Origin of the sequence: Microbacterium abyssi (assembly GCF_015277895.1) — a bacterium.
GTDB lineage: Bacteria > Actinomycetota > Actinomycetes > Actinomycetales > Microbacteriaceae > Microbacterium > Microbacterium abyssi.
In genome coordinates this window covers 3,003,985-3,028,285 of sequence record NZ_CP063815.1, presented here as the reverse complement: position 1 = coordinate 3,028,285, position 24,301 = coordinate 3,003,985, and the positions used below count along the sequence as shown (strand labels likewise).

The 24,301-nt window shown below is 68.6% G+C and carries 24 protein-coding genes; 3 read left to right on the top strand and 21 right to left on the bottom strand.

Going from position 1 to position 24,301, the window contains the following annotated elements; translation table 11 throughout:
• Positions 1 to 34: 34 nt before the first annotated feature.
• The 7 genes from IM776_RS14605 to IM776_RS14575 form a co-directional block, all read right to left on the bottom strand.
• A complete protein-coding gene (locus IM776_RS14605; RefSeq protein WP_194420837.1) occupies positions 35 to 805 on the bottom strand; it encodes an enoyl-CoA hydratase/isomerase family protein in 771 nt (256 codons plus the stop codon).
• Between the two features lie 21 nt (positions 806 to 826).
• Positions 827 to 1,975, bottom strand: a complete 1,149-nt coding sequence (gene paaE / locus IM776_RS14600) for a 1,2-phenylacetyl-CoA epoxidase subunit PaaE (protein ID WP_194420836.1) — start codon at positions 1,973 to 1,975, stop codon at positions 827 to 829.
• Positions 1,930 to 2,424, bottom strand: a complete 495-nt coding sequence (gene paaD, locus IM776_RS14595) for a 1,2-phenylacetyl-CoA epoxidase subunit PaaD (RefSeq protein ID WP_194420831.1) — start codon at positions 2,422 to 2,424, stop codon at positions 1,930 to 1,932. The genes paaE and paaD overlap by 46 nt, the downstream gene beginning before the upstream one ends.
• Positions 2,418 to 3,239, bottom strand: a complete 822-nt coding sequence (gene paaC / locus IM776_RS14590; protein WP_194422669.1) for a 1,2-phenylacetyl-CoA epoxidase subunit PaaC — start codon at positions 3,237 to 3,239, stop codon at positions 2,418 to 2,420. Before paaC ends, paaD begins: the two co-directional genes overlap by 7 nt.
• A complete protein-coding gene (gene paaB / locus IM776_RS14585; RefSeq protein ID WP_194420829.1) occupies positions 3,239 to 3,541 on the bottom strand; it encodes a 1,2-phenylacetyl-CoA epoxidase subunit PaaB in 303 nt (100 codons plus the stop codon). Before paaB ends, paaC begins: the two co-directional genes overlap by 1 nt.
• The gene (paaA, locus tag IM776_RS14580) at positions 3,538 to 4,506 is read right to left on the bottom strand and encodes a 1,2-phenylacetyl-CoA epoxidase subunit PaaA (RefSeq protein ID WP_194420827.1); all 969 of its coding nucleotides are present in this window, start codon (positions 4,504 to 4,506) and stop codon (positions 3,538 to 3,540) included. Before paaA ends, paaB begins: the two co-directional genes overlap by 4 nt.
• Before the next feature lie 78 nt (positions 4,507 to 4,584).
• Complete coding sequence (locus IM776_RS14575) at positions 4,585 to 6,057, bottom strand: HNH endonuclease signature motif containing protein (RefSeq protein WP_194420818.1); 1,473 nt, start codon at positions 6,055 to 6,057, stop codon at positions 4,585 to 4,587.
• Between the two features lie 174 nt (positions 6,058 to 6,231).
• Between IM776_RS14575 and IM776_RS14570 the strand changes: the two genes are divergently transcribed.
• Positions 6,232 to 6,654 carry an HIT family protein gene (locus tag IM776_RS14570; protein ID WP_194420816.1) on the top strand — a complete coding sequence of 141 codons (423 nt, stop codon included), beginning with the start codon at positions 6,232 to 6,234 and terminating at the stop codon, positions 6,652 to 6,654.
• Positions 6,655 to 6,664: 10 nt separating this feature from the next.
• Here the strand turns inward: IM776_RS14570 and paaZ are convergent, their stop codons facing one another.
• The 3 genes from paaZ to IM776_RS14555 are packed head-to-tail and all read right to left on the bottom strand — an operon-like array spanning position 6,665 to position 10,274.
• The gene (gene paaZ, locus IM776_RS14565) at positions 6,665 to 8,701 is read right to left on the bottom strand and encodes a phenylacetic acid degradation bifunctional protein PaaZ (RefSeq protein ID WP_194420814.1); all 2,037 of its coding nucleotides are present in this window, start codon (positions 8,699 to 8,701) and stop codon (positions 6,665 to 6,667) included.
• Entirely contained in the window at positions 8,698 to 9,537 is an 840-nt protein-coding gene (locus IM776_RS14560; RefSeq protein ID WP_228479783.1) for a 3-hydroxyacyl-CoA dehydrogenase family protein, read from the bottom strand. Before IM776_RS14560 ends, paaZ begins: the two co-directional genes overlap by 4 nt.
• On the bottom strand, positions 9,534 to 10,274 hold the full coding sequence (locus tag IM776_RS14555) for an enoyl-CoA hydratase/isomerase family protein (RefSeq protein WP_194420813.1): 741 nt from the start codon (positions 10,272 to 10,274) through the stop codon (positions 9,534 to 9,536). Before IM776_RS14555 ends, IM776_RS14560 begins: the two co-directional genes overlap by 4 nt.
• Before the next feature lie 129 nt (positions 10,275 to 10,403).
• Here IM776_RS14555 and IM776_RS14550 point away from each other — a divergent pair, with 129 nt between their 5' ends.
• Positions 10,404 to 11,003: a TetR/AcrR family transcriptional regulator gene (locus tag IM776_RS14550; protein ID WP_194420812.1), complete on the top strand. Its 600-nt coding sequence runs from the start codon at positions 10,404 to 10,406 to the stop codon at positions 11,001 to 11,003.
• Positions 11,004 to 11,240: 237 nt separating this feature from the next.
• On the opposite strand, the gene IM776_RS14545 is transcribed toward IM776_RS14550, so the two are convergent.
• The 9 genes from IM776_RS14545 to IM776_RS14505 form a co-directional block, all read right to left on the bottom strand.
• Complete coding sequence (locus tag IM776_RS14545) at positions 11,241 to 11,828, bottom strand: nitroreductase family protein (protein WP_194420810.1); 588 nt, start codon at positions 11,826 to 11,828, stop codon at positions 11,241 to 11,243.
• A gap of 107 nt (positions 11,829 to 11,935) precedes the next feature.
• Entirely contained in the window at positions 11,936 to 13,603 is a 1,668-nt protein-coding gene (locus IM776_RS14540) for a dipeptide ABC transporter ATP-binding protein (protein ID WP_194420807.1), read from the bottom strand.
• Positions 13,604 to 13,605: 2 nt separating this feature from the next.
• Positions 13,606 to 14,121, bottom strand: a complete 516-nt coding sequence (locus IM776_RS14535) for a GbsR/MarR family transcriptional regulator (protein WP_194420805.1) — start codon at positions 14,119 to 14,121, stop codon at positions 13,606 to 13,608.
• A gap of 37 nt (positions 14,122 to 14,158) precedes the next feature.
• Complete coding sequence (locus IM776_RS14530) at positions 14,159 to 15,079, bottom strand: ABC transporter permease (protein WP_228479782.1); 921 nt, start codon at positions 15,077 to 15,079, stop codon at positions 14,159 to 14,161.
• Positions 15,072 to 15,998 carry an ABC transporter permease gene (locus IM776_RS14525; protein WP_194420800.1) on the bottom strand — a complete coding sequence of 309 codons (927 nt, stop codon included), beginning with the start codon at positions 15,996 to 15,998 and terminating at the stop codon, positions 15,072 to 15,074. Before IM776_RS14525 ends, IM776_RS14530 begins: the two co-directional genes overlap by 8 nt.
• A gap of 22 nt (positions 15,999 to 16,020) precedes the next feature.
• Positions 16,021 to 17,403, bottom strand: coding sequence for a M14 family zinc carboxypeptidase (locus IM776_RS14520; protein ID WP_194420797.1), 1,383 nt, complete (start codon positions 17,401 to 17,403; stop codon positions 16,021 to 16,023).
• A 42-nt stretch (positions 17,404 to 17,445) separates the two neighbouring features.
• Positions 17,446 to 19,041: a peptide ABC transporter substrate-binding protein gene (locus IM776_RS14515; protein WP_194420795.1), complete on the bottom strand. Its 1,596-nt coding sequence runs from the start codon at positions 19,039 to 19,041 to the stop codon at positions 17,446 to 17,448.
• Positions 19,042 to 19,329: 288 nt separating this feature from the next.
• The gene (locus IM776_RS14510; RefSeq protein ID WP_194420792.1) at positions 19,330 to 20,427 is read right to left on the bottom strand and encodes an ABC transporter permease; all 1,098 of its coding nucleotides are present in this window, start codon (positions 20,425 to 20,427) and stop codon (positions 19,330 to 19,332) included.
• A complete protein-coding gene (locus IM776_RS14505) occupies positions 20,424 to 21,287 on the bottom strand; it encodes an ABC transporter ATP-binding protein (protein ID WP_194422666.1) in 864 nt (287 codons plus the stop codon). Before IM776_RS14505 ends, IM776_RS14510 begins: the two co-directional genes overlap by 4 nt.
• A gap of 247 nt (positions 21,288 to 21,534) precedes the next feature.
• Between IM776_RS14505 and IM776_RS14500 the strand changes: the two genes are divergently transcribed.
• Positions 21,535 to 22,107 carry an NADPH-dependent FMN reductase gene (locus tag IM776_RS14500; RefSeq protein ID WP_228479781.1) on the top strand — a complete coding sequence of 191 codons (573 nt, stop codon included), beginning with the start codon at positions 21,535 to 21,537 and terminating at the stop codon, positions 22,105 to 22,107.
• A gap of 73 nt (positions 22,108 to 22,180) precedes the next feature.
• On the opposite strand, the gene IM776_RS14495 is transcribed toward IM776_RS14500, so the two are convergent.
• Positions 22,181 to 22,855, bottom strand: a complete 675-nt coding sequence (locus IM776_RS14495; protein ID WP_194420787.1) for a response regulator — start codon at positions 22,853 to 22,855, stop codon at positions 22,181 to 22,183.
• Entirely contained in the window at positions 22,852 to 24,114 is a 1,263-nt protein-coding gene (locus tag IM776_RS14490; protein WP_194420784.1) for a sensor histidine kinase, read from the bottom strand. The genes IM776_RS14495 and IM776_RS14490 overlap by 4 nt, the downstream gene beginning before the upstream one ends.
• Between the last annotated feature and the right edge of the window lie 187 nt (positions 24,115 to 24,301).

Sequence of the window (24,301 nt, the reverse complement as noted above, 5' to 3'; positions counted from 1 at the left end):
GCGTGCTGAGACCGGCAGAAAGTGCGACCTGAAGTCAGCGCCCGGTGAACTCCGGCTTCCGCTTCTGCTGGAACGCCGCGAATCCCTCGCGGTAGTCGGCGGTGTCGCGCAGCGACGCCTGATTCGCGTTCTCGACGGCGACGGCATCCCAGAGCGCGAGTCGCTCGTCGCGCAGCCGGGCGACGAGGCGCTTGCTCGCGAGAAACGCCTGTGTCGCGCCCCGGGCGGCGCGGGATGCCGCGTCTTCCGTCGCCGCCTGCACCTTATCCTCCTGGAACACCTGCGAGAACAGGCCGGACTGCACGGCCTCCGCGCCGCTCATGAGCCGGCCCGTGTAGATGAGGTCGAGCGTCCTGTGCGCGCCGAGCCGCTCGTAGAACAGCGCATGTCCGCCGGAGTCGAGCGTTGCTCCGAGGGCGGCGAAGGGAGAGCCGATCTTCGCGTTGTCCGCGACGTAGACGACGTCCGTGGCGATGAGCAGACCGAGACCCACCCCGAGGCAGGCACCGTGCGCGGCCGCGAAGGTCGGTGCGGGAAACGACGACATCTTCTTCAGCAGCGGCGTGACGAGCCCGTCGAGGTAGCCGGTCACGTCGTCCGTCGCCGGGTCGACGCCGGCGATGTCTCGACCCGCGCAGAAGCCCGGCCCTTCGCCGCGCAGCACGAGCGACCGCACGCCCGCGGCTTCGGCGTCGTCGTACGCGGCGCCGAGGTCGGCGAGCGCCTGGACGTCCAGCGCGTTGCGCTTCTCCGGCGCGTTCAGCACCACGTGGGCGATGTCATCGGCGATGGTCAGGTCGATCATGGCGCTCCGTCTGTTGTGGGGTCACGCGTCGTAGTCGACGACCACGGATGCCGTGGTCGGGTGGGATTGGCAGGTCAGCACATAGCCGCGTTCGAGCTCCTCCGGCTCGAGCGCGAAGTTCTGCGTCATCCGCACCTCGCCCTCGAGCAGGCGGGCCCGGCACGTGCCGCAGACCCCTCCGGCGCACGCGAACGGCACGTCTCCGCGGACGCGCAACGCGGCATCCAGGATCGCCTCGTTCGCCGACACCGGCGACTCGACCGTCGACGACAGGCCGTCGAGCGTGAACTCGATCTTCCGCACCTCGTCGCCCTTGTCGATCACGACGGGGCGCCCGCGATCGACGCGCGGGCCATCGGCGTCGCTCGTGAACAGCTCGAAGCGGATGCTGCCCGTCGGCACTCCGCGCGCCTCGAGCGTCTCGCGGCACAGTGCGACGAGGTCGAACGGCCCGCACAGGAACCACTCCGTGACGGTCCCCGGCGGTACCAGCCCGTCGAGGATCGCACCGAGTTTCTCGCCGTCGATGCGCCCGGACAGCAGGGGAGCGGTGCGCTGCTCGCGCGAGAGCACATGGTGCAGTGCGAGGCGGGACGGGTAGCGGTCCTTCAGGTCGGCGAGGTCGTCGAGGAACATGACGTCCTGAGTGGCGCGGTTCGTGTAGACGAGACTGAACTGCGCCGTCGGCGAGGATGCCAGCACGTGAGCCGCCAGCGCCATCATCGGCGTCACGCCCGAACCCGCGGCGATGCCCGCGATATGCGCGTGGTCGAGGTCGGGGAGGTTGGTGGTGAACTTCCCCTCCGGGCTCATCACCTCGATGCGGTCGCCGGGCTTGAGGTTCTCGTGCGCCCAGACCGAGAACAGTCCGCCGAGGTCGCGCTTGATGCCGACGCTGATGCGGCCGGGGCTCGGCGGCCGGCAGATCGAGTAGCTGCGGCGCACCTCTTGGCCGTCGACGTGGGCGCGCAGCGCCACGTACTGGCCAGGAAGGTACTGGTAGTCGTCATGCAGCTCCGGTGGCACGGCGAATGTGACCTCGATGCTCTCCGCGGTGAGCGGCCTGACCTCGGTGACCTCGAGCTCGTGGAAGCGCCCGCGGCGGCGTGTGCGCGTGGTGGCGTTCACAGCACTTTGAAGTGGTCGAAGGGCTCGAGGCAGGCGCGGCATTCGTAGAGCGCCTTGCAGGAGGTCGAGCCGAAGCGCGCGATCTCGCGGGTGTCAGGTGATCCGCAGCGCGGGCACTTCACGGCGAGCCGGAGTTTCACCGGTCCCCGCCCCAGCGCCGCACGACCGGTCGGCGGGGCGATGCCGAACTCGGTGAGCTTGCGCTTCCCGGCATCCGTCATCCAGTCCGTCGTCCACGCGGGAGAGAGCGTGGTGCGCACATCGACGTGGTCGAAGCCGGCGGCGGTGAGCGCGAGGATCACGTCGTCGCGCATGGCGTCCAGCGCCGGGCATCCGCTGTACGTCGGCGTGAGCGTGACCGTGACGCGCTCGCCGTCGACCGTTACGTCTCGCAGGACGCCGAGGTCTTCGATCGTCAGGACGGGGACCTCGGGGTCGGTCACGGTCGCAGCGACGCGCCAGGCGTCCTGTCGGCGTGTGGTGGTCACCATGTCGCCCCCGGATGCTGTCTTGCGAGAACCTGCATCTCGGCGAGGATGCGCGACAGGGCGGGGAAATGGATGCCGCGGCGCCCGCCGCCGGCGGACGGCTGGCCTTCGGGACGGTGGAGGTCGGCTTCGGCGAAGACGACGTCGACCGCGGCGTCGAACCCGTCGCGCAGGACCGATGGGCGCACCGCGATGCCGTCGAGCTCGTCGATCAACGGCTCGTCGCGGAACAGCTCGTCGACGTACGGCCAGACATCGGTCACCGCACGGATCATGCGGCGGCGCGATTCGTCGGTGCCGCCCGCGAGGCGCAGCGTCCACTGGACGGCGTGGTCGCGGTGATAGTCGACCTCCTTGAGCGACTTCTCGGCGATGGCTGCGAGCGTCGCGTCGCGTGAGAGGCGCAGGGCGGAGTACAGCTCGAACAGGTACGCGGATGCCGCGAGCTGCCGCGCGATCGTCTGCGCGAAGTCGCCGTTCGGCTGCTCGAAGAGCCAGGCGCTGCGGAACTCCGGTTCGTCGCGGAAGTAGGCGAGGTCGTCCTCGGTGCGCCCGTCGGCGGTGCCGGCGTAGCGGAGCAGCGAGCGCGCATGGCCGAGCAGGTCGAGGGCGATGTTGCCGAGCGCGACATCCTCTTCGAGCTCTGGGGCGCGGGCGATCCAGGCGCCGAGTTGCTGCGAGAGGATCAGCGCATCGTCGCCGAGCCAGAGGGCGTACTCGGCGACGGCGGCGGAGGCGACGGCGTCTCCACTGCCTGCGAGCTCAGCGCTGAGCTCGAGCTCGTCGACGGTGACGGCGCCGTGCGGGTCATGGGACATCACAGGTGCGGCACCCCCTCGGATGCGGTGTAGTACACCGCATGGCGGTAGTTCTTACCGGCGGGGCTCTCGAAGAACGAGCCCTTGGCGTCCGGGTCGCTGGCCGTGATGGCATCCGACGGCACCACCCAGATCGAGGTGCCCTCGCCGCGCCGCGTGTACAGGTCGCGGGCGTTGCGCACCGCGAGCTCGGCATCCGGAGCGTGCAACGACCCCGCGTGCACGTGGCTCATTCCGCGGTTCGCGCGGACGAACACCTCCCACAGCGGCCACATCTCAGACGAAGATGCTGTCTCACTCATGCCGCTACCTCCTCTGCCCGCGCTGCCTGCTTGCGCGCGTACTCGGCTGCGGCCGCGCGCACCCAGGCACCCTCTTCGTGCGCCTCGCGCCGTGCCCTGACCCGCTCGGCGTTCATCGGGCCGCGACCGGCGAGCACCTCGAAGAACTCGGTCCAGTCGATCTCGCCGCCGACGTACTGCTGGGTCTCCTCGTCGAAGCGCAGCTCAGGATCAGGGAGGGTGATGCCGAGCACCTCGGCCTGCGGTACCAGCATCCCGATGAAGCGCTGACGCAGCTCGTCGTTCGAGAAGCGCTTGATGTTCCAGGCCATCGACTGGGCCGAGTTCGGGGAGTCGCCGTCGGGCGGACCGAACATCATCAGGCTCGGCCAGTACCAGCGGTTCACGGCATCCTGCGCCATCTCGCGCTGCGCGTCGCTGCCCTGCATGAGGGTCAGCAGGATCTCGAAACCCTGCCGCTGGTGGAACGACTCCTCCTTGCAGACGCGCACCATGGCACGCCCGTACGGTCCGTACGACGCGCGGCACAGCGGCACCTGGTTGCAGATCGCGGCGCCGTCGACGAGCCAGCCGATCGCGCCCATGTCGGCCCACGTCGGCGTGGGGTAGTTGAAGATCGACGAGTACTTCGCCTTGCCGGTGATGAGTTGGTCGGTCATCTCGTCGCGCGTGATGCCGAGCGTCTGCGCGGCGGAGTAGAGGTACAGGCCGTGGCCTGCCTCGTCCTGCACCTTCGCCATGAGGATCGCCTTGCGCTTGAGGCTCGGTGCGCGGCTGATCCAGTTGCCCTCGGGCTGCATGCCGATGATCTCGGAGTGCGCGTGCTGCGAGATCTGCCGGATGAGCGTCTTGCGGTAGGCATCCGGCATCCAGTCGCGCGGCTCGATGCGCGAGTCCGCCGAGATGATCTCGTCGAACCGGCGCTGCTCGGCGGTGGTCTCTTCGTCGCGGGTGGCCTCGGTCATCACGACCCCTTCGTCGTCATGGTGCGTCATTACTGACCGTACGTTCAGTAATTCTCGCACACCCGCGCGGATCGCGCATCACCCGGTGCGGATCCCGGCGCCGCCAGCGTGTACTCGAGGGCGAGGCGATCCGGCTGGGTGCCAGCGTTGTTCGTGATCCCACCACCGCGGTCCGCGTACCTCCGGGATGCCTCGATTCATGCGGATCCGCCACTCGGAGAGATGGAGGTTGCGGTGATGCCACCAGCACAGCAGGACGCCGTTGTCGGTGTGTGTCGGACCGCCGTCGGCGTGCTCGGTGACGTGGTGGATCTCGCACCAGGATGCCGGCACCGTGCAACCAGGAATGATGCAGCCGTCGTCACGCAAGGTGATCGCGCGCCGTTGCAGGGCATTGAAGATTCGTGCGGATGTGCCGATTGCGGCGATGCGGCCGTTCTCGTCGAACATGACGCGCTGGATGCCGCCCGCGCACCCGGTCTGCGCGGCGACGCGTGAGGGGATGCGGTCGCCGGTGTTGAGGACGGTCGCCCATCCGCTGCCGGATGCGTAGTCCTCGGCGGTCACCGTCACGACCAGGGTGGGCGCGGCGCCGCCGATGTCGGGGAACTCGCCGGCGCGGGCGGCGACGCCTACGATCATCGCGAACGCGTCGTGCATCTTCTGCGTGCGGGTGCGCTCATCGATCCGTGCGGTGCTGTGCGTTTCGCCGTTCGGGGTGAGCTCCTCGTCGGGGCTCTCCTCGAATCGCACTCCGGCGGTCGGGTCGTCCGGGCCATCGACGCGCGGGTTGCACGTGCTGTCCATCAGCAACTGCAATTGCCCGGCCACCTCCGGCAGGATGTTGCCGCGTACCGGCACGTTGCCGTTGCGTTCGCGCCCGATCATGAAGCTGCGTCCTCGCGCGCCGGCCTTGTCTGCCGGCTCGGCGCCGTCGGGGTCGAGATAGGCGACCAGTACGCGCGACAGCATCCGCAGATCCTCCGGCGTCGGCAATGGAACCGTGCCCGTCTGCCTGTCGTCGTCGCGGATGATCCCGCAGGCGAGGTCGGCGAGCTGACGGTCGGCTTCCAGACGGTCGTCGTCGAAGATTCGGTCGCGGGACTGCTCCAGCGGCTCCATCGCCGCCAGAAGTCCCGCGACGCCCATTGCTCCAGACACCATCGCCTGGCGTAGTTCCGGGTAGCGGGCGGGCACGAACTCTCCGCTCGACATCCCCCGGTTGCGGGTCAGCAGTCGGGCTGTCTTCACCACGCGGTTCGCGTCGCGTGACTCCGAGCGCGTCAGGACTCGCACCAGGTCGACCGGCCGCGACCACCCGTATTTCGCCGTCATCTTGTCATCGCGCATCGGCGCCGACCGTTCGATGACCTGCACTGTCGCCTCGACCTGCAGCCCCTCGATCCGCTTCTGGATGCGGCCGCTCGCTTCGAGCAGCGCGGCGATGTCAGCATCCGAGAGGTCGGGAATCTCTTCGCGTCCGAACGCATCACTGCTCGCCTCGGCGAGAGACCTGTCCAGGTCTTCGAGGTGAGCAGTGATGCTGTTCATACCTCTATTAGAGCGAGGGCCACCGACATTCGGACCTGAAGAACTGGCCGATCAGGGGACTTTTCGAAACGATCTCGAACGCGCTGCAGAAGTGCGCACTCGCTCCAGTTTCTCGACCAGTGAATGGGTGATTCAAGCGGTTGAGTTGCTCAGGACGCACCAGACGATTCGTGCGTGTTTTGTGAGATCGTCGCCGGACGTGCGCCGTGCGACAAAGTCGCCGAGGATGCGACAACCCTGGCGTTCATGGACATCGACCCTGGATCAGATGGCCATCTGCTCGTCATCCCGAAACGTCACAGTGCCGACCTTCTCAGCGTTGCGCCCGAGGACCTGGTCGCGACCACGCTCGCCGCACAACGGATTGCGAAGGCCGTGCACAGCCAATTCGGGGCTGAAGGCGTGAACCTGCTGAACTGCAACGGAGACGTCGGGTGGCAGACCGTCTTCCACTTTCACCTGCACGTGATCCCACGCTATCGAGACAAGAGCAAGGATCGAATGGAGTCGCCCTTCGAACCAGGGATGCCATCTGACGCCGACGCCAGAGCGCAACTGGCGCGACTGCTCTCCGCAGCTCTGCGGCGACCGGACTGAAAGCCCCGCTCTACTCCTTCGCCACCAGCGTCAGCACGTCATACGTCGCGACGGTCTCGTCGTCCTGGTTGCGGATCACGGCATCCCAGCGCACCTCGCCGTACTCGTCGGTCTCGCGCGGCGTGATCTGCTTGGCCGTCAACTCGACGCGGATGCTGTCGCCGGGAGACACGGGCGTCACGAAGCGCAGGTCCTCCAGTCCATAGTTCGCGAGCACGGGGCCGGGGTCGGGATCGACGAACAAGCCAGCGGCCCACGACACCAGCAGATAGCCGTGCGCGACGCGACCGGGGAAGAACGGGTTGGCGGCGGCGGCCTCCTCGTCCATGTGCGCGTAGAACGTGTCGCCGGTGAAGTGCGCGAACGTCTCGATGTCTTCGAGCGTGACTTCGCGGGATGCCGAGGCGACGCGGTCGCCGATCCGCAGCTGCGCGAGCGGCTTGCGGAAGGGGTGCACGCCGTCCTCGCGTGCGGCCGCCCCCGCGTGCCACACCCCGGTGATCGCCGTGAGCATCTCCGGCGAGCCCTGCACAGCCGTCCGCTGCATGTGATGCAGCACCGCGCGGATGCCGCCCAGCTCCTCGCCGCCGCCCGCGCGACCCGGCCCGCCGTGCACCAGGCCCGGCATCGGAGAGCCGTGGCCGGTGGACGAGCGGGCGTCGTCGCGATCCAGGAACAGCACGCGTCCGTTCGACGCGGCGATGCCGGCCATGATCCGCGCCGCGAACTCCGCGTCGTGCGTCGCGACGCTGGTGACGAGGGAACCGCCGCCGCGGGCGACGATGTCGGATGCCTGTGCCACGGTGTCGTACGTGATCAGTGAGGACACGGGGCCGAACGCCTCCACGGTGTGGACGGCATCGGCATGCGCGTCGTCGAAGCGCAGCATCACGGGCGGCACGAACGCGCCGTCACGCGCGGGTGCTTCCGCGGGCGCTTCCGAAGAGCCGATGACGATCCGCCCGCCGCCGTCGACGAGAGCCTGCACCTGACGCAGCACCTCATCGCGCTGCTCGAGCGACACGAGCGGACCCATCGTCACGCCCTCGTCCCGAGGATCACCGAGGACGGTCTTCTCGTCGATGCGCGCGCGGACGGCGTCGATCACGGCATCCGCCTGTGCTGTCGGCACGACCGCGCGCCGGATGGCAGTGCATTTCTGCCCGGCCTTCGACGTCATCTCGACGACGAGCTGACGGATGTACGCGTCGAACTCCGGTGTGCCGGCGACGGCATCCGGTCCGAGCAGAGAGGCGTTGATCGAATCCGTCTCTGCGGTGAATCGCACGCCGGACGGCGTCCGCGAGTGCAATGAGGCGGCGGTCGACGCACTGCCGGTGAACCCGATGACGTCCCCGAGCCGCAGCTCAGTGAACAGCGTCGGCACGCTGCCGCTGACGAGCTGCAGCGACCCCGCCGGCAGCAGGCCGGAGTCCACGAGGATCCGCACCATCGCCTCGGTCAGGTACCCGGTGGGTGTGGCGGGCTTGATCAATGACGGCATCCCGGCGAGGAACGCGGGCGCGAACTTCTCCAGCGGCCCCCACACGGGGAAGTTGAACGCGTTGATCTGCACGGCGACCCCCGGTAGCCGGGTGTACACGTGACGACCGAGGAAGCTGCCGTCCTTCGACAGCGGTTCGACCGGTCCGTCGACGTACACCTGCGCGTTCGGCAGCTCGCGGCGTCCCTTGCCCGAATAGGCGAACAGCACGCCTATGCCGCCGTCGATGTCGACCCACGAGTCGGCCCTGGTCGCACCGGTGCGCGCCGACAGCGCGTACAGCTCGTCCTTGCGCTCCGTCAGCGCGAGCGCGAACTGCTTCAGCAGCAGGGCGCGCTGATGGAAGGTCAGCTCACCGAGCGAGGTCTGGCCGACGGTGCGCGCATGCTCGAGAGCCGCGGCGAGATCAAGGCCCTCGGTACTGACGCGCGCGATCTCCTCACCGGTCGAGGCATCCCGGATGACGGTCGTATCGCCGGTCGGCTCTGGCGTCCACCACGCGTCCTGCAGGTAGCTCGGCACGATCCCGGTCGCTGAAGTCATGGTCTCTCCCACCTGTAGAAGCCTTCGCCGCTCTTGCGGCCGAGTTTTCCCTCGGCGACGAGCTGCCGCAGCAGCGCGGGCGGCGCGAACCGCTCGCCGAGCGCCGCCTGGAGCTCCTCGGCGATGCCGAGGCGCACGTCGAGTCCGACGATGTCGGTGGTGCGGAGCGGACCCATCGGATGCCGGTACCCCAGCTCCATCGCACGATCGAGGTCCTCCGCCGAAGCGACGCCGGATTCCAGCATCCTGATCGCCTCCAGCGCGAGCACGATCCCGAGGCGGCTGGACGCGAAGCCGGGGGAGTCGCGGACGACGATCGGCGTCTTGCCGAGCAATTCGACCCAGCCGCGCGCCCGGTCGAGCACGGCGGGCGCGGTCGCTGCGCCGGCGACGACCTCGACCAGTGTCGAAGCCGGCACCGGGTTGAAGAAGTGCAGCCCCAGAAAGCGATCGGGCCGGGCGAGCGACGCGGCCAGATCGTCGATCGAGATGGATGACGTGTTGGATGCGATCACGGCATCCGGTGCCGCGCCCGCGATCCGCGACAGGGCCTCGGCCTTCACCGCACGATCCTCCGGCACCGCCTCGATCACGGTCTCGCACACTGAGAACGCCGCGATGTCGCGTCCGACCGTCAGCGCGGCTTCCAGCTCGTCGGCACCACGACCGGTCGCTCCGCGCTCGATCGAACGCGCGATGCTCTCGCTGATGCGCTGCGCGGCGGCATCCACCGTCTGGTCATCGCGCTCGACGACCACGACCTCGCAGTCGGCCAGCAGGAACGCGTGCGCGATGCCGGCGCCCATGCGCCCGCCGCCGAGGACCCCGACCTTCACCGGCGCCCCTTCCGCTCAAGGAACTCGGTCATCCGGCGCATCTTCTCCGGACTTTCGAACAGCTCCGCCTGCAGGTCGCCGTCGATCGACGGGTGGGCGTCGCGCGGTGCGCGCAGCGCGGTCTTCGTGTGCCGGATCGCGAGCGGATCCGCGGCCGCGATCCGGTCGGCGATCGCGTGCGCTGCAGGCACTAGCTCGTCGGGCGCGTGGATGCCGGACACCAGGCCAGCGGCGAGGGCCTCATCAGCCGTCAATGTGCGTCCGGTCAGCAGCATCTCGGCTGCGAGGCCGTCGCCGACGATCTCGCGGAGGCGCCACGTCGCCCCCGCCGCGGCGATGATGCCGAGGGTGGGCTCGGGATTGCCGATCTTCAGACGCGGGGTGGCGATTCGGATGTCCGCGGCATAGGCGAGTTCGGCGCCGCCGCCGAGCGCATAGCCGTCGAGCGCGGCGATCGCCGGCATCGGGAGCGCGGCGATGCGGATGAACGCCATCGCATTGATGCCGAGGTGCGCGTCTTCGGCGCGGCGGGCGCGGAGCTGAGCGATGTCGGCACCGGCCGCGAAGTCGTCGCCGCTGCCGATGAGGATGAGCACGCGGGGCAGGGCCTCGAGCTCCGCGCAGAGCGAATGCAGCGCGTCGATCGTCTCGCGGTCGATCGCGTTGCGCCTGTCTGGTCGGTTCAGCTGCGCGATCACACGGTCGGGCCGTCGGTCGACGAGGAGTGCCTCGTGCATCTGCCCTCCTGACCGCGTCGTCGGAACGTGGCAATTTCTGACCGTTCGTTCAGTAATCGATTATGGCAAGGATGCCGCAGCCCGGCAATCACGGATGTCGACCCTGCCGCGCGTGCCAGACTGGACAGCGTGTCAGACGCCGACCAGACACCCGCACGCCGAGGACGCCCCGGCTACGACCGGGACCAGATCCTCGAGATCGCAGTGCAGGTGTTCATCGAGCAGGGATACGACGCGACCTCGGTCGCGTCGCTCGCGATGCGCCTCGGACTCTCGAAGTCTGCGCTGTACCACCACTTCGCCTCGAAGGAGGAGCTGCTCGAGGTCGCGCTCGAGGAGGCGCTCGGCGGGCTCGAAGGGGTGCTGCAGGATGCCGGTGATGGTTCCGCCCGCGCCCGGCTCGAGCAGGTGCTGCACGGAGCGGTGCTCGTGCTCGTCGACAAGCTGCCCTACGTCACTCTGCTGCTGCGGGTGCGCGGAAACAGTGATGTCGAGCGGGCCGCACTCGAGCGGCGTCGCGCATTCGACCGGGACGTGACGGGGCTCGTGCGGTCGGCACAGGCCGAGGGGACGGTGCGGTCGGACGTCGATCCGTCGGTCGCCACGCGTCTGCTGTTCGGCATGGTCAACTCGATCGTCGAGTGGTACCGGCCGAGCGGCGGCGAGGATGCCGCCGAGCTCGCGCGCGACGTGCTGGCTGTCGCACTGAATGGTCTCGTGAAGCCCTGACGTCCCAGGAGGCTTCGACTCGCTTTCGGCTCGCTCACCCCGTTTCGTCTCGCTGTGCTCGCTCAACGACCCGCGGAAGGACGCCCTTGAATAGCTCGGCAGCTGATGCGGGTCGTTGAGCGCAGGCGCGCAGCGCCGAAGACGAAACGGGCTGAGCGACCGCAGGGAGTCGAAGCCAGGCTCAGGCGCTCGCGATGATCGTCTCGTCCAGGCGCCGGCGGCCGAGCCGACGCGGCGTCAGGCAGAGGCGATGACCGTCTCTGCGAGGGGCCGGCGGGCGCGGGGAGCGACCTCGCGCTGCTGAAGCTTCTCGGACAGGGTCGACGCGTCGCCGATCTCGCCGAGTGCGATCACGGACACCGGCGTGAAGCGGTCTTCGACCCCGGGCAGCGCCTGCAGCGCGTCGCGCTCGATGCCGCCCATCTGGTGCACGAACAGGCCGTCGGCGTGCGCCTGCACCGACAGGTGCGCGACTGCCTGGCCCAGGTCGTACTGCGCCCAGGGACGGGGGTTGCCATCGGCATCCGTCTCTTCCGCGAACGCGGCGATCAGCACCTGCGCGTTGCCGGCCCACTCGCGGTTGAAGCCCATCAGCGCGCCGTCGATCGCGGCGTGCAGGTCTGTGCCGCGTCGGGCGACGATGAAGCGCCACGGCTGGGTGTTGCTGGCCGACGGCGACCAGCGCGCCGCCTCCAGCGCTGCGGTGAGCTTGCCCTCGTCGATCGGGCTGCTCGGGTCGAAGGCGCGCGGACTCCACCGCGCGGCGAGGACGTCGAGAACGGGTACGGAGGTCTCAGCGGTGCGCTCGAGGATGGGAGTGCTCATGATGCCTTTCGGGGTCGAAGGGGCGACCGATCGGAACTGCGGACCCCTTCGTCCTCGATCCATTCAGGCTAATACGGCCCGCCTGTGCGTCAGTCACACGGCGTCATTCACGCCATCGCGAGGCGCGCGGCGCGCCGCTCCTTCTGCAGGTCGGGATCCGGCACGGGCGCCGCCGCCAGCAGACGCCTGGTGTAGTCGTCGGACGGATGCTGCAGCACCTGCTCGCGCGAGCCGGACTCGACCACGACTCCACGGCGCAGCACGGTCACGCTGTCGCACAACTCGTCGACGACGGCCAGATCGTGGCTGACGAACACGCATGCGAACTTCAGCCGCTCCTGCAGCTCGCGGAACACATCCAGGACCTGTGCCTGCACGGAGACGTCAAGGGCACTGGTCGGCTCGTCGGCGATGAGCAGAGCAGGATCCAGCGCCACACCGCGGGCGATGGCGACGCGCTGCTTCTGGCCGCCGGAGAGCTCATGCGGGTAGCGCCCGGCGCGCTCGAGCAGCCCGACAGAGTCCAGCAGCGAATCCACCCGGTCGCGAAGCTCGCTGCCCTGCAATCCGCGGATGGCATGCAGCGGCTCGGCGACGCTCTGCCGCACGGTGTACCGGGGATTCAGCGACAGCGCCGGGTTCTGGAACACGACGCCGATCCGCCGCCGGGTCTCCCGCCGCACGGCCCTGGACGCACCGAGCATGTCGACTCCGTCCACCCGGATCGATCCGCCGGTGGCGGGCGCTGCGCCGATGATCGCACGCCCGATCGTCGACTTGCCGCTGCCGGACTCGCCGACCAGTCCGAGGATCTCTCCGCGACGCACCTGGAGGCTGACCCCTTCGACGGCTCGGTACAGCCCGCGGATCCGGCCGCCGTATGTGACCTCGAGATCCGCGACGTCCAGCACGAGCGCCGCATCCGCTTCCGCGCCCGCGTCAGAAGCGACCCGCGAGCCGATGCGCGGCACGGCGCTGAGCAGCTGCTTCGTGTACGGCGCGGTCGGCTTCATCAGCACCCCTCGCACGGAGCCCTGCTCGACGAGCTCTCCGTCGCGCATGACCACCACGCGGTCAGCGAGCTCGGCGACCACACCCATGTCGTGCGTGATGAGCAGAATGGCGCGACCCTCTCGCCGTCCGACGCGCGCGAGCACGTCGAGCACTTCGGCCTGCACGGTCACATCGAGCGCGGTCGTCGGCTCATCGGCGATCAGCAGCCGCGGGTCCGATGCCAGGGCCATCGCGATACCGATGCGCTGGCACTGCCCGCCCGAGAGTTCGTGCGGGTACTGCTTCATGCGCCGCGCGGGCTCGGGCAGATCGACGAGCTCGAGCAGCTCGATCGCCCGCCGCCGCGCGGCGCGGGTGCTCAGCGTGCGGTCGTGCGCGCGCACGGCCTCGACCACCTGGAACCCGATGGTGAAGACCGGGTTGAGGGATGCCACGGGATCCTGCGAGATCATCGCGATCTCGGATCCGCGGAGGCGCCGCATCTCGCTCGCCCCCAGCCCCAGGAGCTCGCGCCCCTGCAGGGTGATCGACCCGGTGGCGTGCGCGTTCTCGGGCAGCAGCCCGATCACCGACAGCGCCGTCACCGACTTGCCTGATCCGGACTCGCCGACCACGGCGACGACCTCGCCCTGTGCGATGTCGAGATCGAGTCCGTGGACGACCTCGATCGGATCGCGCCTGCCGAATCGCACCCGCAGATCGCGGATGCCGAGCACGGCGGTCGCAGCGTCGAGCACGGAGTCGTCGGTCGGTGCGCTCATCGTCAGCCCTTGTCTGCGCCCTCGTCGCGGGCGCGCTTGTGCTCCTGCCAGTCGGCGAGCATCTTGTGGTGGTAGTCCTGCACCCACTCCAGGTAGTCGCGGCCGTTGGTGAGGCGGATGCGGGCATCATCCTCACCGGGACCGAGCCAGTGCAGCGCCGTGTCGATCGAGCGGATGTGCCGATCGAAGTAGCGGCGTTCGTTCGCGAGGAAGCTTCCCCACGGATCCTCTTCGGCCTTGAAATAGTGGCTGCGGTCGCCCGGCACCGGGTGACGCCGGATGTAGTTCGTGTCGATCAGGCGCCGCGTCGCCATCGAGACAGCCCCGGTGCTGGCGCTCAGCGCCTCGGCCAGCTCGGCCGACGAGATGTACGGCTTGTCCATGATCATCAGATAACCGAGCACCTTGCCGTCCATGCGGGAAGTGCCCGTCATCTCCCAGATCAGACTGATCTCCTCGGCGAACTCGCGCCGGTACTGCTCGCGCTCGTCGGCCTCTTCGGTGGTGTCATCCGCCATGTTCGATCCCTTCTCCTGCATCCTCAGCATCCCACCCTCACCGGCGCTCGCGCGGATCGAAGACGCTGCGCAGCTCTTCGCCCAGCGCGACCACGGCGAGCACGGTGAGGGCGAGCATGATGCTCGGCAGCACGAGCACGTGCGGAGAGGTCTGGAACACCCGGGAGCCCGCCGCGATCTGCAGGCCCCACGAGATGGCGGGCGAGGAGAGCCCGATGCCGAGGTACGTCAGCGTGCTCTCGGCGACGATCACCCCGCCGATCGTGAGCGTGGCGAGCAGCAGCACGGGCTGGACCGCGTTCGGAACGACGTAGCGGGCGATGATCCGTCCGGTGCCGAGGCCCATGGTGCGCGCGGCGAGGACGTGGTCCGCTCCCGTCACCGATCGCACCGAGGCGCGCATCAGCCGCGCCATCATGGGCCAGCCGAACACCCCGAGCACGACGCCGACCGTCAGGACGCTGCGCGTGCCGAGCATGTTCAGGACGACGATCGCCGCGAGCAGGAACGGGAATCCCAGGAACACCTCGGTCAGGCGGGACACGATCCAGTCGGCCGCGCGCCCGCCCATGCCGGCGATGAGCCCCATGATGAGCGCGATCGCCAGCGCGATGGTCGTCGCGAGCAGGCCGACCGAGATCGACGCCTGCGCTCCGTAGACAGCGCCGGCCCAGATATCGCAGCCCTGCAGATCGAACCCGAACGGATGCCCCGGAGCGGACTCGACCTTGCTGTTCGCGAGATCGCAGGCGCGCGGATCGCCGTTGCCGAAGAGGCCGGCGAACGGTGCCGGCGCCACTGCGAACGCCAGCATGACGAGCAGGATGACCGCCGCGATCCAGAACAGCGGCCGGCGCAGCAGCATCCGCCACGGGCTCTGCCGCTTCTGAGGCACGGCGATCCGGGTGGTCTTGGGCGCGGGGATCTTCGCCGTGGTCGGCGGGATGTTCTCAGGCACGTCGGATCCTCGGGTCGAGCAGCGCATGGATGGCGTCCACGAGCAGCGAGGTGAGCAGGAAGATGACGATCAGCGCGGTGGAGATCCCGACCACCATCGCCGCCTCATGGTCGCGGATCGCCGTGAAGAGCAGGTTTCCGACGCCGGGCAGGTTGAAGATCCCTTCGATGACGACCGTCCCGCCGAGCAGGAACCCGAGGTCGGTCGCGAGGAACGTCGCCGTCGGGATGAGGGAGTTCCGCATGACGTGCAGACCTACCACGCGGCCCTCGCCGATGCCCTTGGCCCGTGCCGTGCGCACGTAGTCGGCCTCGAGGTTCTCGATCATCGAACCGCGCACGAGCCGCGACACCGAGGCGAGGCCGATCGCGGCGATCACCAGCGACGGCAGCAGATACGACAGCGGCCATCCGTCGCTGATGCCGGCGACGGGCAGCCAGTCCAGCCGTACGCCGAAGATGATCTGGGCGGTGATGCCGAGGACGAAGACCGGGATGCAGCTCAAGCCGATCGTGATCACCAGCAGTCCCTTGTCGATCACGGTGCCGTTCTTCAGCGCCGAGACGATGCCCACTGCGAGCCCGAGGACGACCTGGATCACCCAGGCCGTGAGCGCGAGTGTGATGGTGACCGGCCAGCGGGCGGCGAGCTTGTCGGCGACGGCACGACCGGTGAGATCGAGGCCGAGATCGCCCTGCAGCAGATTGCCGAGGTAGTTCGTGTACTGCACCCACAGCGGCTGATCGAGCAGGTACTTCGCGTTGATGGCATCCACCACCGATTGCGGAAGCTGCCGGTCGCCCGCCAGCGCGCGGATGGGGTCACCGGGCAGGCTGAAGACGGCCACATAGATGATGAAGGTCACGCCGATGAAGACCAGCGCGAAGCCGGCCAGGCGTTGCAGGACGCTGAGTGTCATTCGCATCAGGGCATGATCCGCATCAGGATCGTTCCAACTGGGCGTGTGCGGCGAGGATAGCCCCGTACTGCACACCGACGACCTGTGCCAGCGGCAGCGGGGGAGCGTCGCCTCCCGCTCGGGCCTCGGCGAGCCATCCGTCGAAGACGCTCTGGATCTCCGCCGCGGCTCGCCGAACCTCGGGGCTTGCGACGCCCGCTGCGACCTCGGCGTTCAGTGCACGCCGCAGCATCCCGCCCCAGCGCAGACGGTGCAGGTTCACCACGCCGTCGAGGCTGCTGAGCTCGGCCACGGTGGCGCGGCGGTCGTCCTCCTTCTCGGCGCGGAGGAGATCCGCCCTGCCGGCGCCGGTGGCCATCGGTGAGAAGACGCGCGCGGCTCGCAGCAGCGGCGTGTCCATCCGCACGTGCGCGTCGACCGAGGCGATCACCTCGGTGAGGATGCGGCCGGTGTCGACGAGCCGCTCTCCGCAGCGACGCAGGGCATCGCGATGCACGGTGTCGGTCAGCGACGAGTCATCGGCGGCCGGGTCGCCGAACTGAGGCAGCTCGGCGATCAGCGACAGGGTTCCGTAGCGGCTCGCGTACGAGGTCGACGCGTCGCCGGCGCTGCCGGGCGGATACGGGTCGAGGCCGGCCTCCTCGGTCCAGTCGTAGGCGTCTTGCAGAGTGCCCATCTCATAGATCGCGTCGGCGAGCACGGTGAAGTGCGCGCCCTCCGGTTCGCCGGTGTGCAGCGGCACCCCGCAGGATGCCGTGATCTCGTGCAGCAGCGGATACAGAGCCGGCACGGGGCGCGACAGGTAGAAGTACGCTCCGCCGCCCTCGCTGTTGTGCAGCGGGACGTACAGGTCGGGGGTGGTGAGATCGATGGCCCTGGCGAGGGCGACCGTCTCGGGCATCATGGCGTCGAAGTAGGCGTCCTTGTAGGCGAACGGGAACGTCCACTCCACCTGCTCGTCGGGTGCGGGACGGAAGAACTCGCGGGTGTAGAGCCCGCGATCGGACGGATTCGCGAACCAGCCCTCGTTCAGACGCATGCCATCGGGGTCGGCGCACGGCACGATGTGCCACGCGGTGTCGCAGCCGGTGCGGAACGCTTCGTCGACGGCGAGCTGCTCGACCAGGTGCAGGATCGTCAGTGAACCGATCGGTTCGTTCGGGTGCACCCCGCCCACGATGAGCGCCGATCGGCGACCCGAGCCGACGTGATACAGCCGGATCGGCTCGCCGAGCCGGCTCGTGCCGATGCGCTCGCACGAGATGAGATCCGGGTACTCGGAACGCAGTCGCTCGAGGCCGGCGTTCAGCTCGTCGACGGTGGGGATGCTGGTCAGCTGCGGCACCGCGCCGGCACGGCGGAGGATGTCCTCCGTCGTGCCGAGCGCAGCCTGGGGGTCGTGCACGGTGATACTGCTCCGTCCTGAGGAAGTGTGCGTCGGGGCGCGTCAGTCGGCGACGGCGATCTTGGGCACATCGATCGCGCCCGCGTTGGTGTGCAGTTCGGCGATGCGGTCCGAGGTCACGTACAGGTAGCGGTTGCCGAACATCGGCACGGTCGGGAAGTCCTGCAGGATCCGCTCCTGTGCGGCCACGTATCCGGCCAGGGACTCCTCGAGCGTGTCAGCGGCGTTCGCCTGTCGCAGCAGTTCGTCGACCTCGGGGCTGCTGTAGCCGCCGGCGCCGAAGTTGCCCTCGCCCGTGGCGGTGAACACCGCGGTGAGCGTGTTCTGCTGGCTGGGGTAGAGAGCACCCCAGCGAGCGCGGAACGGCCCGTCGGTCTCCCCTTTCTGCACGGCGTCGGTGAAGGCGGCGAAATCGGCCGAGGGGCTGGCGATGACGGACTCGATGCCGAGGTTCTGGCGCAGCTGGTTCGCGATCGCCTCGAAGTAGTCCTCCTGACCCCAGTTGGCGACGAAGTGGATCTTCATCTCGCCGTCGAAGCCGCCGGCCTCTTCGAGCAGTGCCTTCGCGGCATCCGGGTCGAACTCGCAGTACTCGCCGCACACGCCCTCGGGATCGCCGGGCATGCTGGGCGCGGTGAGCGAGGTGGCCGGCACCTGGGATCCGCCGAACACGGCATCGTTGATGGCCTCTCGGTCGATGGCCATCGAGATCGCCTGGCGGACGCGGATGTCCGAGAAGCGCGGGTCGGACAGGGTGAAGCCGAGGAAGTCGACACCGGGGGCGTCGAGCTCGTAGACGCTCTCGCCGAAGTCGTTGCGCGCCTGCACGGCCTGACCGGCCGCGATCGCGGCGATGTCGATGTCGCCCGCGAGAGCGTCGGTGTAGGCGGTGGCGGTGTCGAGGTACGGCACGAACGTCACGGCGTCGAGCGTGGGCGCATCCCCGGCGTAGTCGTCGTAGGCCACGGCCTCGATCGGGTCGGACTCGCTCCAGCCGTCCGTGAGCTCGAACGGTCCGTTGCCGACCGGCGCCGCTTCCCAGGCCTCCAAGTCGTCCAGCGCCTCGGAGGGCAGCGGGTACAGGCCGGTCTGGCCGATGCCGAGCTGCAGCGGGTACTGGCGGTCGGGGGCCGACAGCTCGACCGTGAAGGTGCGGTCGTCGACGACCGAGAGCCCTGCGAGCTCGGTCGCGGTCGGCTCTCCCTCGGCGGGGTTCAGGTCGGCGTAGCCGGCGACGTTCGCCAGCTGCGGGCCGTTCACCCACGCGTTCGGGCCGTAGGCGGCGTAGTTCCACGTGTCCACGTAGTCCTGCGCGGTGACGGGCTCGCCGTCGTGGAAGGTCCAGCCGTCGCGGAGCGTGATCGTCCAGGTCTGCGCATCGTCGGATTCCACCGACTCGGCCGCGACGAAGGAGACCTCGCCGTCCTCGTCGACCTGCGTGAGCGGAGCGAAGATCGACTCCAGGATGACGTATGAGCTGAACTGGTTGCCGGGGATCATCGAGTCCGGCTGCTCGACGGCGTACCGGATCGGGTCGGCGGTGCCGCCGCCGTCATCCGTCTGACCTGCCGAGCATCCTGCGAGCGTCAGCGCTGCCACCGCCGACGCGGCCGCCACCAGTCGTGCCTTGCTGTGCATAACTCCTCCTTGAGCCACACCGTCTGGAATCCGTCTCGGTGCGGCGGGGACGGGCTGCTCGGGTTCGCAGCCGTGTTCCCAGAACGCTAGAAGGAATCCGGTTCAATCGTCAATGAACTTTCAGGGATTACTGAAAGTTGTAATAGGAGTGAAACACGCCCGACGCCCAAGCGCAATACCCATCGCTGAATCGGGCACCACCCACACGAAACTGCATTCCGCGGCCGAGATCGCCCGGAATCCGGTGCGTCTCGTCCGCGGAATGCAGTCTCAGAGGATTCGGGCGCTTCAGCCCCGCAGCGCCTCGCGGAACTTCACCCGCGCGCCCATCTTCAGCAGCGAGTTCTCGTAGATCTTCGCGCCGAGCAGGATCACCAGCACGCACGCGACGAGCATGATCGCCAGCGACGCGAGCGGCTCCCACCACTCCGCCTCGTTGAAGAAAAGCCGGATCGGCATCCCGACCGGGGCAGAGAACGGCACGTAAGAGAGCACGGTCATCACGACCGGGTTGTCGCCGAAGAAGATCACCAGGAAGTACGGGATCATCGTCAGGTACATCACCGGGGTCAGAGTGGCGCCGACGTCCTCCTGGCGCGACACCATCGATCCTGCGGCCGCGAACATCGCCGCGAGCAGGATGAATCCGAACAGGAAGAACACCGCGAACCAGATCACCGGACCGCCGAGCCCGGCGAGGAGCGCGGTCTGCCCTGTGACGATGAGGCCGACGGTGCCCACAGCCACCAGCAGGAGGATCTGCGAGATCGCGAGGATCGTGTTCCCGATCACCTTGCCGGCCAGCAGCACGCGTGCCGGGATGGTCGAGAGCAGAATCTCGATGACTCGGGTCTGCTTCTCCTCGACGACGCTGGTGGAGATCGGCGACCCGAAGGTGATGGCGGCCATCATGAACACCAGGCCGAAGCCGATGCCGAGGAGGTAGCGCAGCGGACCGCTGGCAGCGTCCGGGTTGAGCAGTTCGACCTCCGGCGACACGGAAAGTGCCATCAGCAGGCTCTGGGGCGCTTCCTCGTCGGCGATGATCACGAGGCCGGTCGCGGACGATGCGTCGTCGATCACAGCGGCGTCGACCTCGCCCGATTCGACGAGCGCGGTCGCCTCATCCCGATCCGTCACCTCGGTCACCTCGTAGCCGTCGACCTCCGAAAGAGCGGATGCCGTCGCGCTCGTCGCCGCGATGGGCGTCGAGCTGGTGTTCGAAGAGGAGAAGCCGGCCCAGATGACGCCGGCGAGGGCGATCAGCAGCAGGATGCCGGTGGAGATCAGGTACGCCTTGCTGCGCAGCTTGGTGCTCAGCTCGCGTTCGGCGACGAGCCAGACGCCCTGGCCGGTGGAGACGGCGTTGGTCGATGAGGCGTTCACTGGATGACCTCCTTGAAGATCTGGGCGAGGGTGGGATGCTGCGGACCGAACCTGCTGACGTCGCCGTCCTGCAGGGCGCGCCGGAGCACGCGCTGCGCGGTGGCGGGATCCTCGACGTCGAACACGGCACTGCCGCCCTCGAAGTCGACGACGGTGACGCCGGGTTCGTCGCGGAGCCAGCCGACGTCGCTCGTTCCCTCGAGCTCCCAGCGCGGTGCCGAGTGCTGCTCGCGCAGCTCCTCGCGGGGACCCGCGGCGCGGATCGTGCCGCCCGCGATGATGACCAGGTCGTCGCAGAGGCGCTCGACGACGTCGAGCTGGTGCGACGAGAACAGCACGGAGACGCCGCGCGACGCCCGTTCCTGGAGTACGCCGGCGACCGTTTCGACGGCGAGCGGGTCCAGGCCCGAGAACGGCTCGTCGAGGATGAGCACCTCCGGCTCATGCACGAGGGATGCCGCGATCTGCGCGCGCTGCTGATTGCCGAGCGAGAGCGCCTCGATGTTGTCGTTCAGTCGCTCCTCGAGCCCGAGTTCGGTGAGCAGAGCCGTGGCCTTCGCCGTGGCATCCGCCTTGGAGAAGCCATGCAGCCGCGCGAAGTACACGACCTGCTCGAGCACCTTCATCTTCGGGTACAGGCCGCGCTCCTCGGGCATGTAGCCGAACTGGCGGCGGGCGTCGCCGGTGAGCGCGGTGCCGCCGAGCGTGACCGAGCCGCCGTCGGAGACGAGCAGGCCGAGGATTATGCGCATCGTGGTCGTCTTGCCGGCGCCGTTGCCGCCCACGAACCCCGTCAGCCGGCCGGCGTGGACCGGAAAGGTGATGTCGTCGAGCACGCGCCGAGAGCCGTAGCTCTTCATGACGCCGGTCAGCTGCAGTGTTCCTGAAGTCACTTCGACTCGCTCCTTCGCTCAGTTCGTCCCATGACTCCACGCTATGGAGCGAGCCAGGGGCGCGGCATCCCCCACAGGGCGGATCTTCGCCCTCCGCCTCTTGGTGGAGCGCTCAGAATCCTCCTACATTCACCGGAATAGAATCCCTCGGGTGGTCGTTGCACCCACGGAACATCCCCGGCTCGCCCTGAGCCCGAACAGAAGGAATCTCCCTGTGACCCGCACCATCGGATACATCGTCGGCAGCATCTCCAGCACCTCCATCAACCGCCGCCTCGCGCGCGTGCTGGCGAACCTTGCACCTGAGGGTACGGAGCTCGTCGAGATCCCGATCAAGGACCTGCCCTTCTATTCGCCCGATTTCGACGCCGACTTCCCGCAGGTCGCCCTCGACTTCAAGAAGGCGATCGCCGACGTCGACGGCGTCATCATCCTCACTCCCGAGTACAGCCGCTCCATCCCGGGCGTCCTGAAGAACGCACTCGACTGGTCGACCCGCCCCTACGGTGAGATGTCGTTCTTCGGCAAGCCCACCGCCGTCATCGGCACCTCGGGCTCTGGCGTCGCCACTGCGGCCGCCCAGCAGCACCTGCGCGCCATTCTCGGCCACTTCAACGCGATCACCATGGGTCAGCCGGAGGGCTTCATCCAGGACCGCCCGGGTCTGTTCACCGAGGACGGCCAGGTCACGGACGACTCGACGGCCGGTTTCCTCGTCGGTTACCTCGAGGCGTTCAACGGCCTCATCTCGCGCGTGCAGCACTCCGCGGAGCTCCTGAACGCGTAAGCCCAAGGCTCGAAAGGAGGAGAGTGGTCGGTTCTCGGTTGGATGCCGACCACTTTCCTCCTTTCACCGGGGCCTACGCGAGCCCGCCCCGCAACGCGAGCACCACGGCCTGCACGCGGTCGCGCGCGCCGAGCTTCTGCAGGATCCGCGACACGTGCGTCTTCACCGTCGCCTCGCCGATGAACAGCGCCGCTGCGATCTCCGCATTGCTCATCGCCTCCGCCATCAGCGCCAACACCTCGGCTTCACGATCGGTGAAGGGATCCGCGAGCGCCAGCGGGGCGGATGCCGTGGCCGCACTCTCAGCGCCCGGCGCTCCCGCCGCATAGCGCTGCACGACCCGCCTGGTCACCTCCGGCGCCAGCATCCCGTCGCCCGCGGCGAGCACGCGGACCGCCGCGACGAGATCCTCCGGACTGCTGTTCTTGAGAAGGAACCCGCTGGCGCCGGCATCCAGGGCGCTGAACAGGTAGTCGTCGCGGTCGAAGGTCGTCACGATCGCGATCGCGGCGTGCACGTCCGCGTCGGAGACGATCCGGCGGGTCGCCTCGATGCCGTCCATGTCGGGCATCTGCACGTCCATGCTGATCACGTCGGGTCGCAGAGCGGATGCCTGCACCACCGCCTCGGCGCCCGTCGCGGCCTCGCCGATCACCGTCATGTCGGCCTGGCTGTCAAGGATCGTCCGGAACCCGGCGCGCAGCATCGAGTGGTCGTCGACGAGGAGCACGCGGATCGGAGCGGTCATGCGGACGCCCCGATGAGGTCTGCGGAATCGACGAGCGGGATCCGCGCGCGAACCCGCCAGCCGCCCTGTTCACGCGGCCCCGATTCGAGCGTGCCGCCGGAGGCGAGGACGCGCTCACGCATACCGAGCTGGCCCATACCCGGACGCGGCGCGAGCACGCGACGGCCGGTGTTGACGACCTCGAGCTCGATGTCGTCATCCGTGTAGCGCAGGCGCAGGTCCACCGTGGCGGCGGCACCCGCATGACGCCGCGCGTTCGTGAGCGATTCCTGTGCGATCCGGTACAGGTTCACCTGCACGACCGAGGGGACGGGCCGCTCATCGCCCACGACGGAGAACTCGGTGTGCAGCCCCGCGGCGTTTGACGCGTCGACGAGCGCCGCGATGTCGGCCAGCCCGACGGTGGAGGGCGCATCCTCGCCGTCGGCGCCGGACGCGCGCAGCGTCTCGAGCAGATGCCGCAGCTCGCTGATCGCCTCTCGCGCGGATGTCTCGATGCCGCCGAGCAGATCCTTCGATTTCGCAGAATCCTGGTCGATCACCATCCGCGCGGCACCCGCCTGCACGCCCATCACCGATACATGGTGCGCGACGACATCGTGCAGCTCACGGGCGATGCGCACCCTGTCCAGCGCGACGGCCTGCGCAGCGGTGACCTCGCGCTCGCGCTCGAGATCGGCGGTGCGCTGCTCGAGGGCCTGGCGCTGCATGGCAGCGTTCCAGGCATGCTCGCCGAAGTAGTACGCACCCGCGAAGTAGAGCACGTTGATCAGCAGGTTCAGCAGCATGAACGCCAGGTACGGCGACATCGCGCCCGCGATGACGTCCTCCTCGCGAGCGGCGTCGACGGCGTCGCGGTACATCGTGAACAGCAGCCAGATGAACATGCCGGCGATGATCGCCGCGCGCACAACCATGGCGGCACGGCGGTTCGCCATCCAGGCGCCGACCGTGTACAGCGAGATGAACACCGCGATGTTCCCCGCGTAGATCTCGGGGAGGTGCAGTGTGACCGAGACGAAGTAGGCGACGGAGACGATGATCGCGACCGGTGCGGGCCAGACCCGGCGGAAGGCGAGCGGTGCCGAGATGATCGCCAGGTAGATCAGGGCCTGCCAGAGCGGCGCCTGCTCGTCGCCGTAGATCTCCGAGATCGCCGACAGCGCGGCGCTGATGATGCCGGTGAGGAACACGACGACGGCCAGCAGCGCATCGGCCTGACGCTGACGCGGCGTCAGCGCACGGGAAGTAGCGGACATGCCTCAACGGTACGGGGGCTCGGATGCCACGGCATCCGCCCTGCGGGGGATTCGGGCCCGAGAACCCATCGACATCGGGCGTGAACAGGCGCACCCTGGGAAGCACAACCGCGACAAGGAGGTCCATCCGCATGTCCACGAAGATCTTCGTCCATCTCCCCACGGGGCCCGACTCCTTCATGGCCGA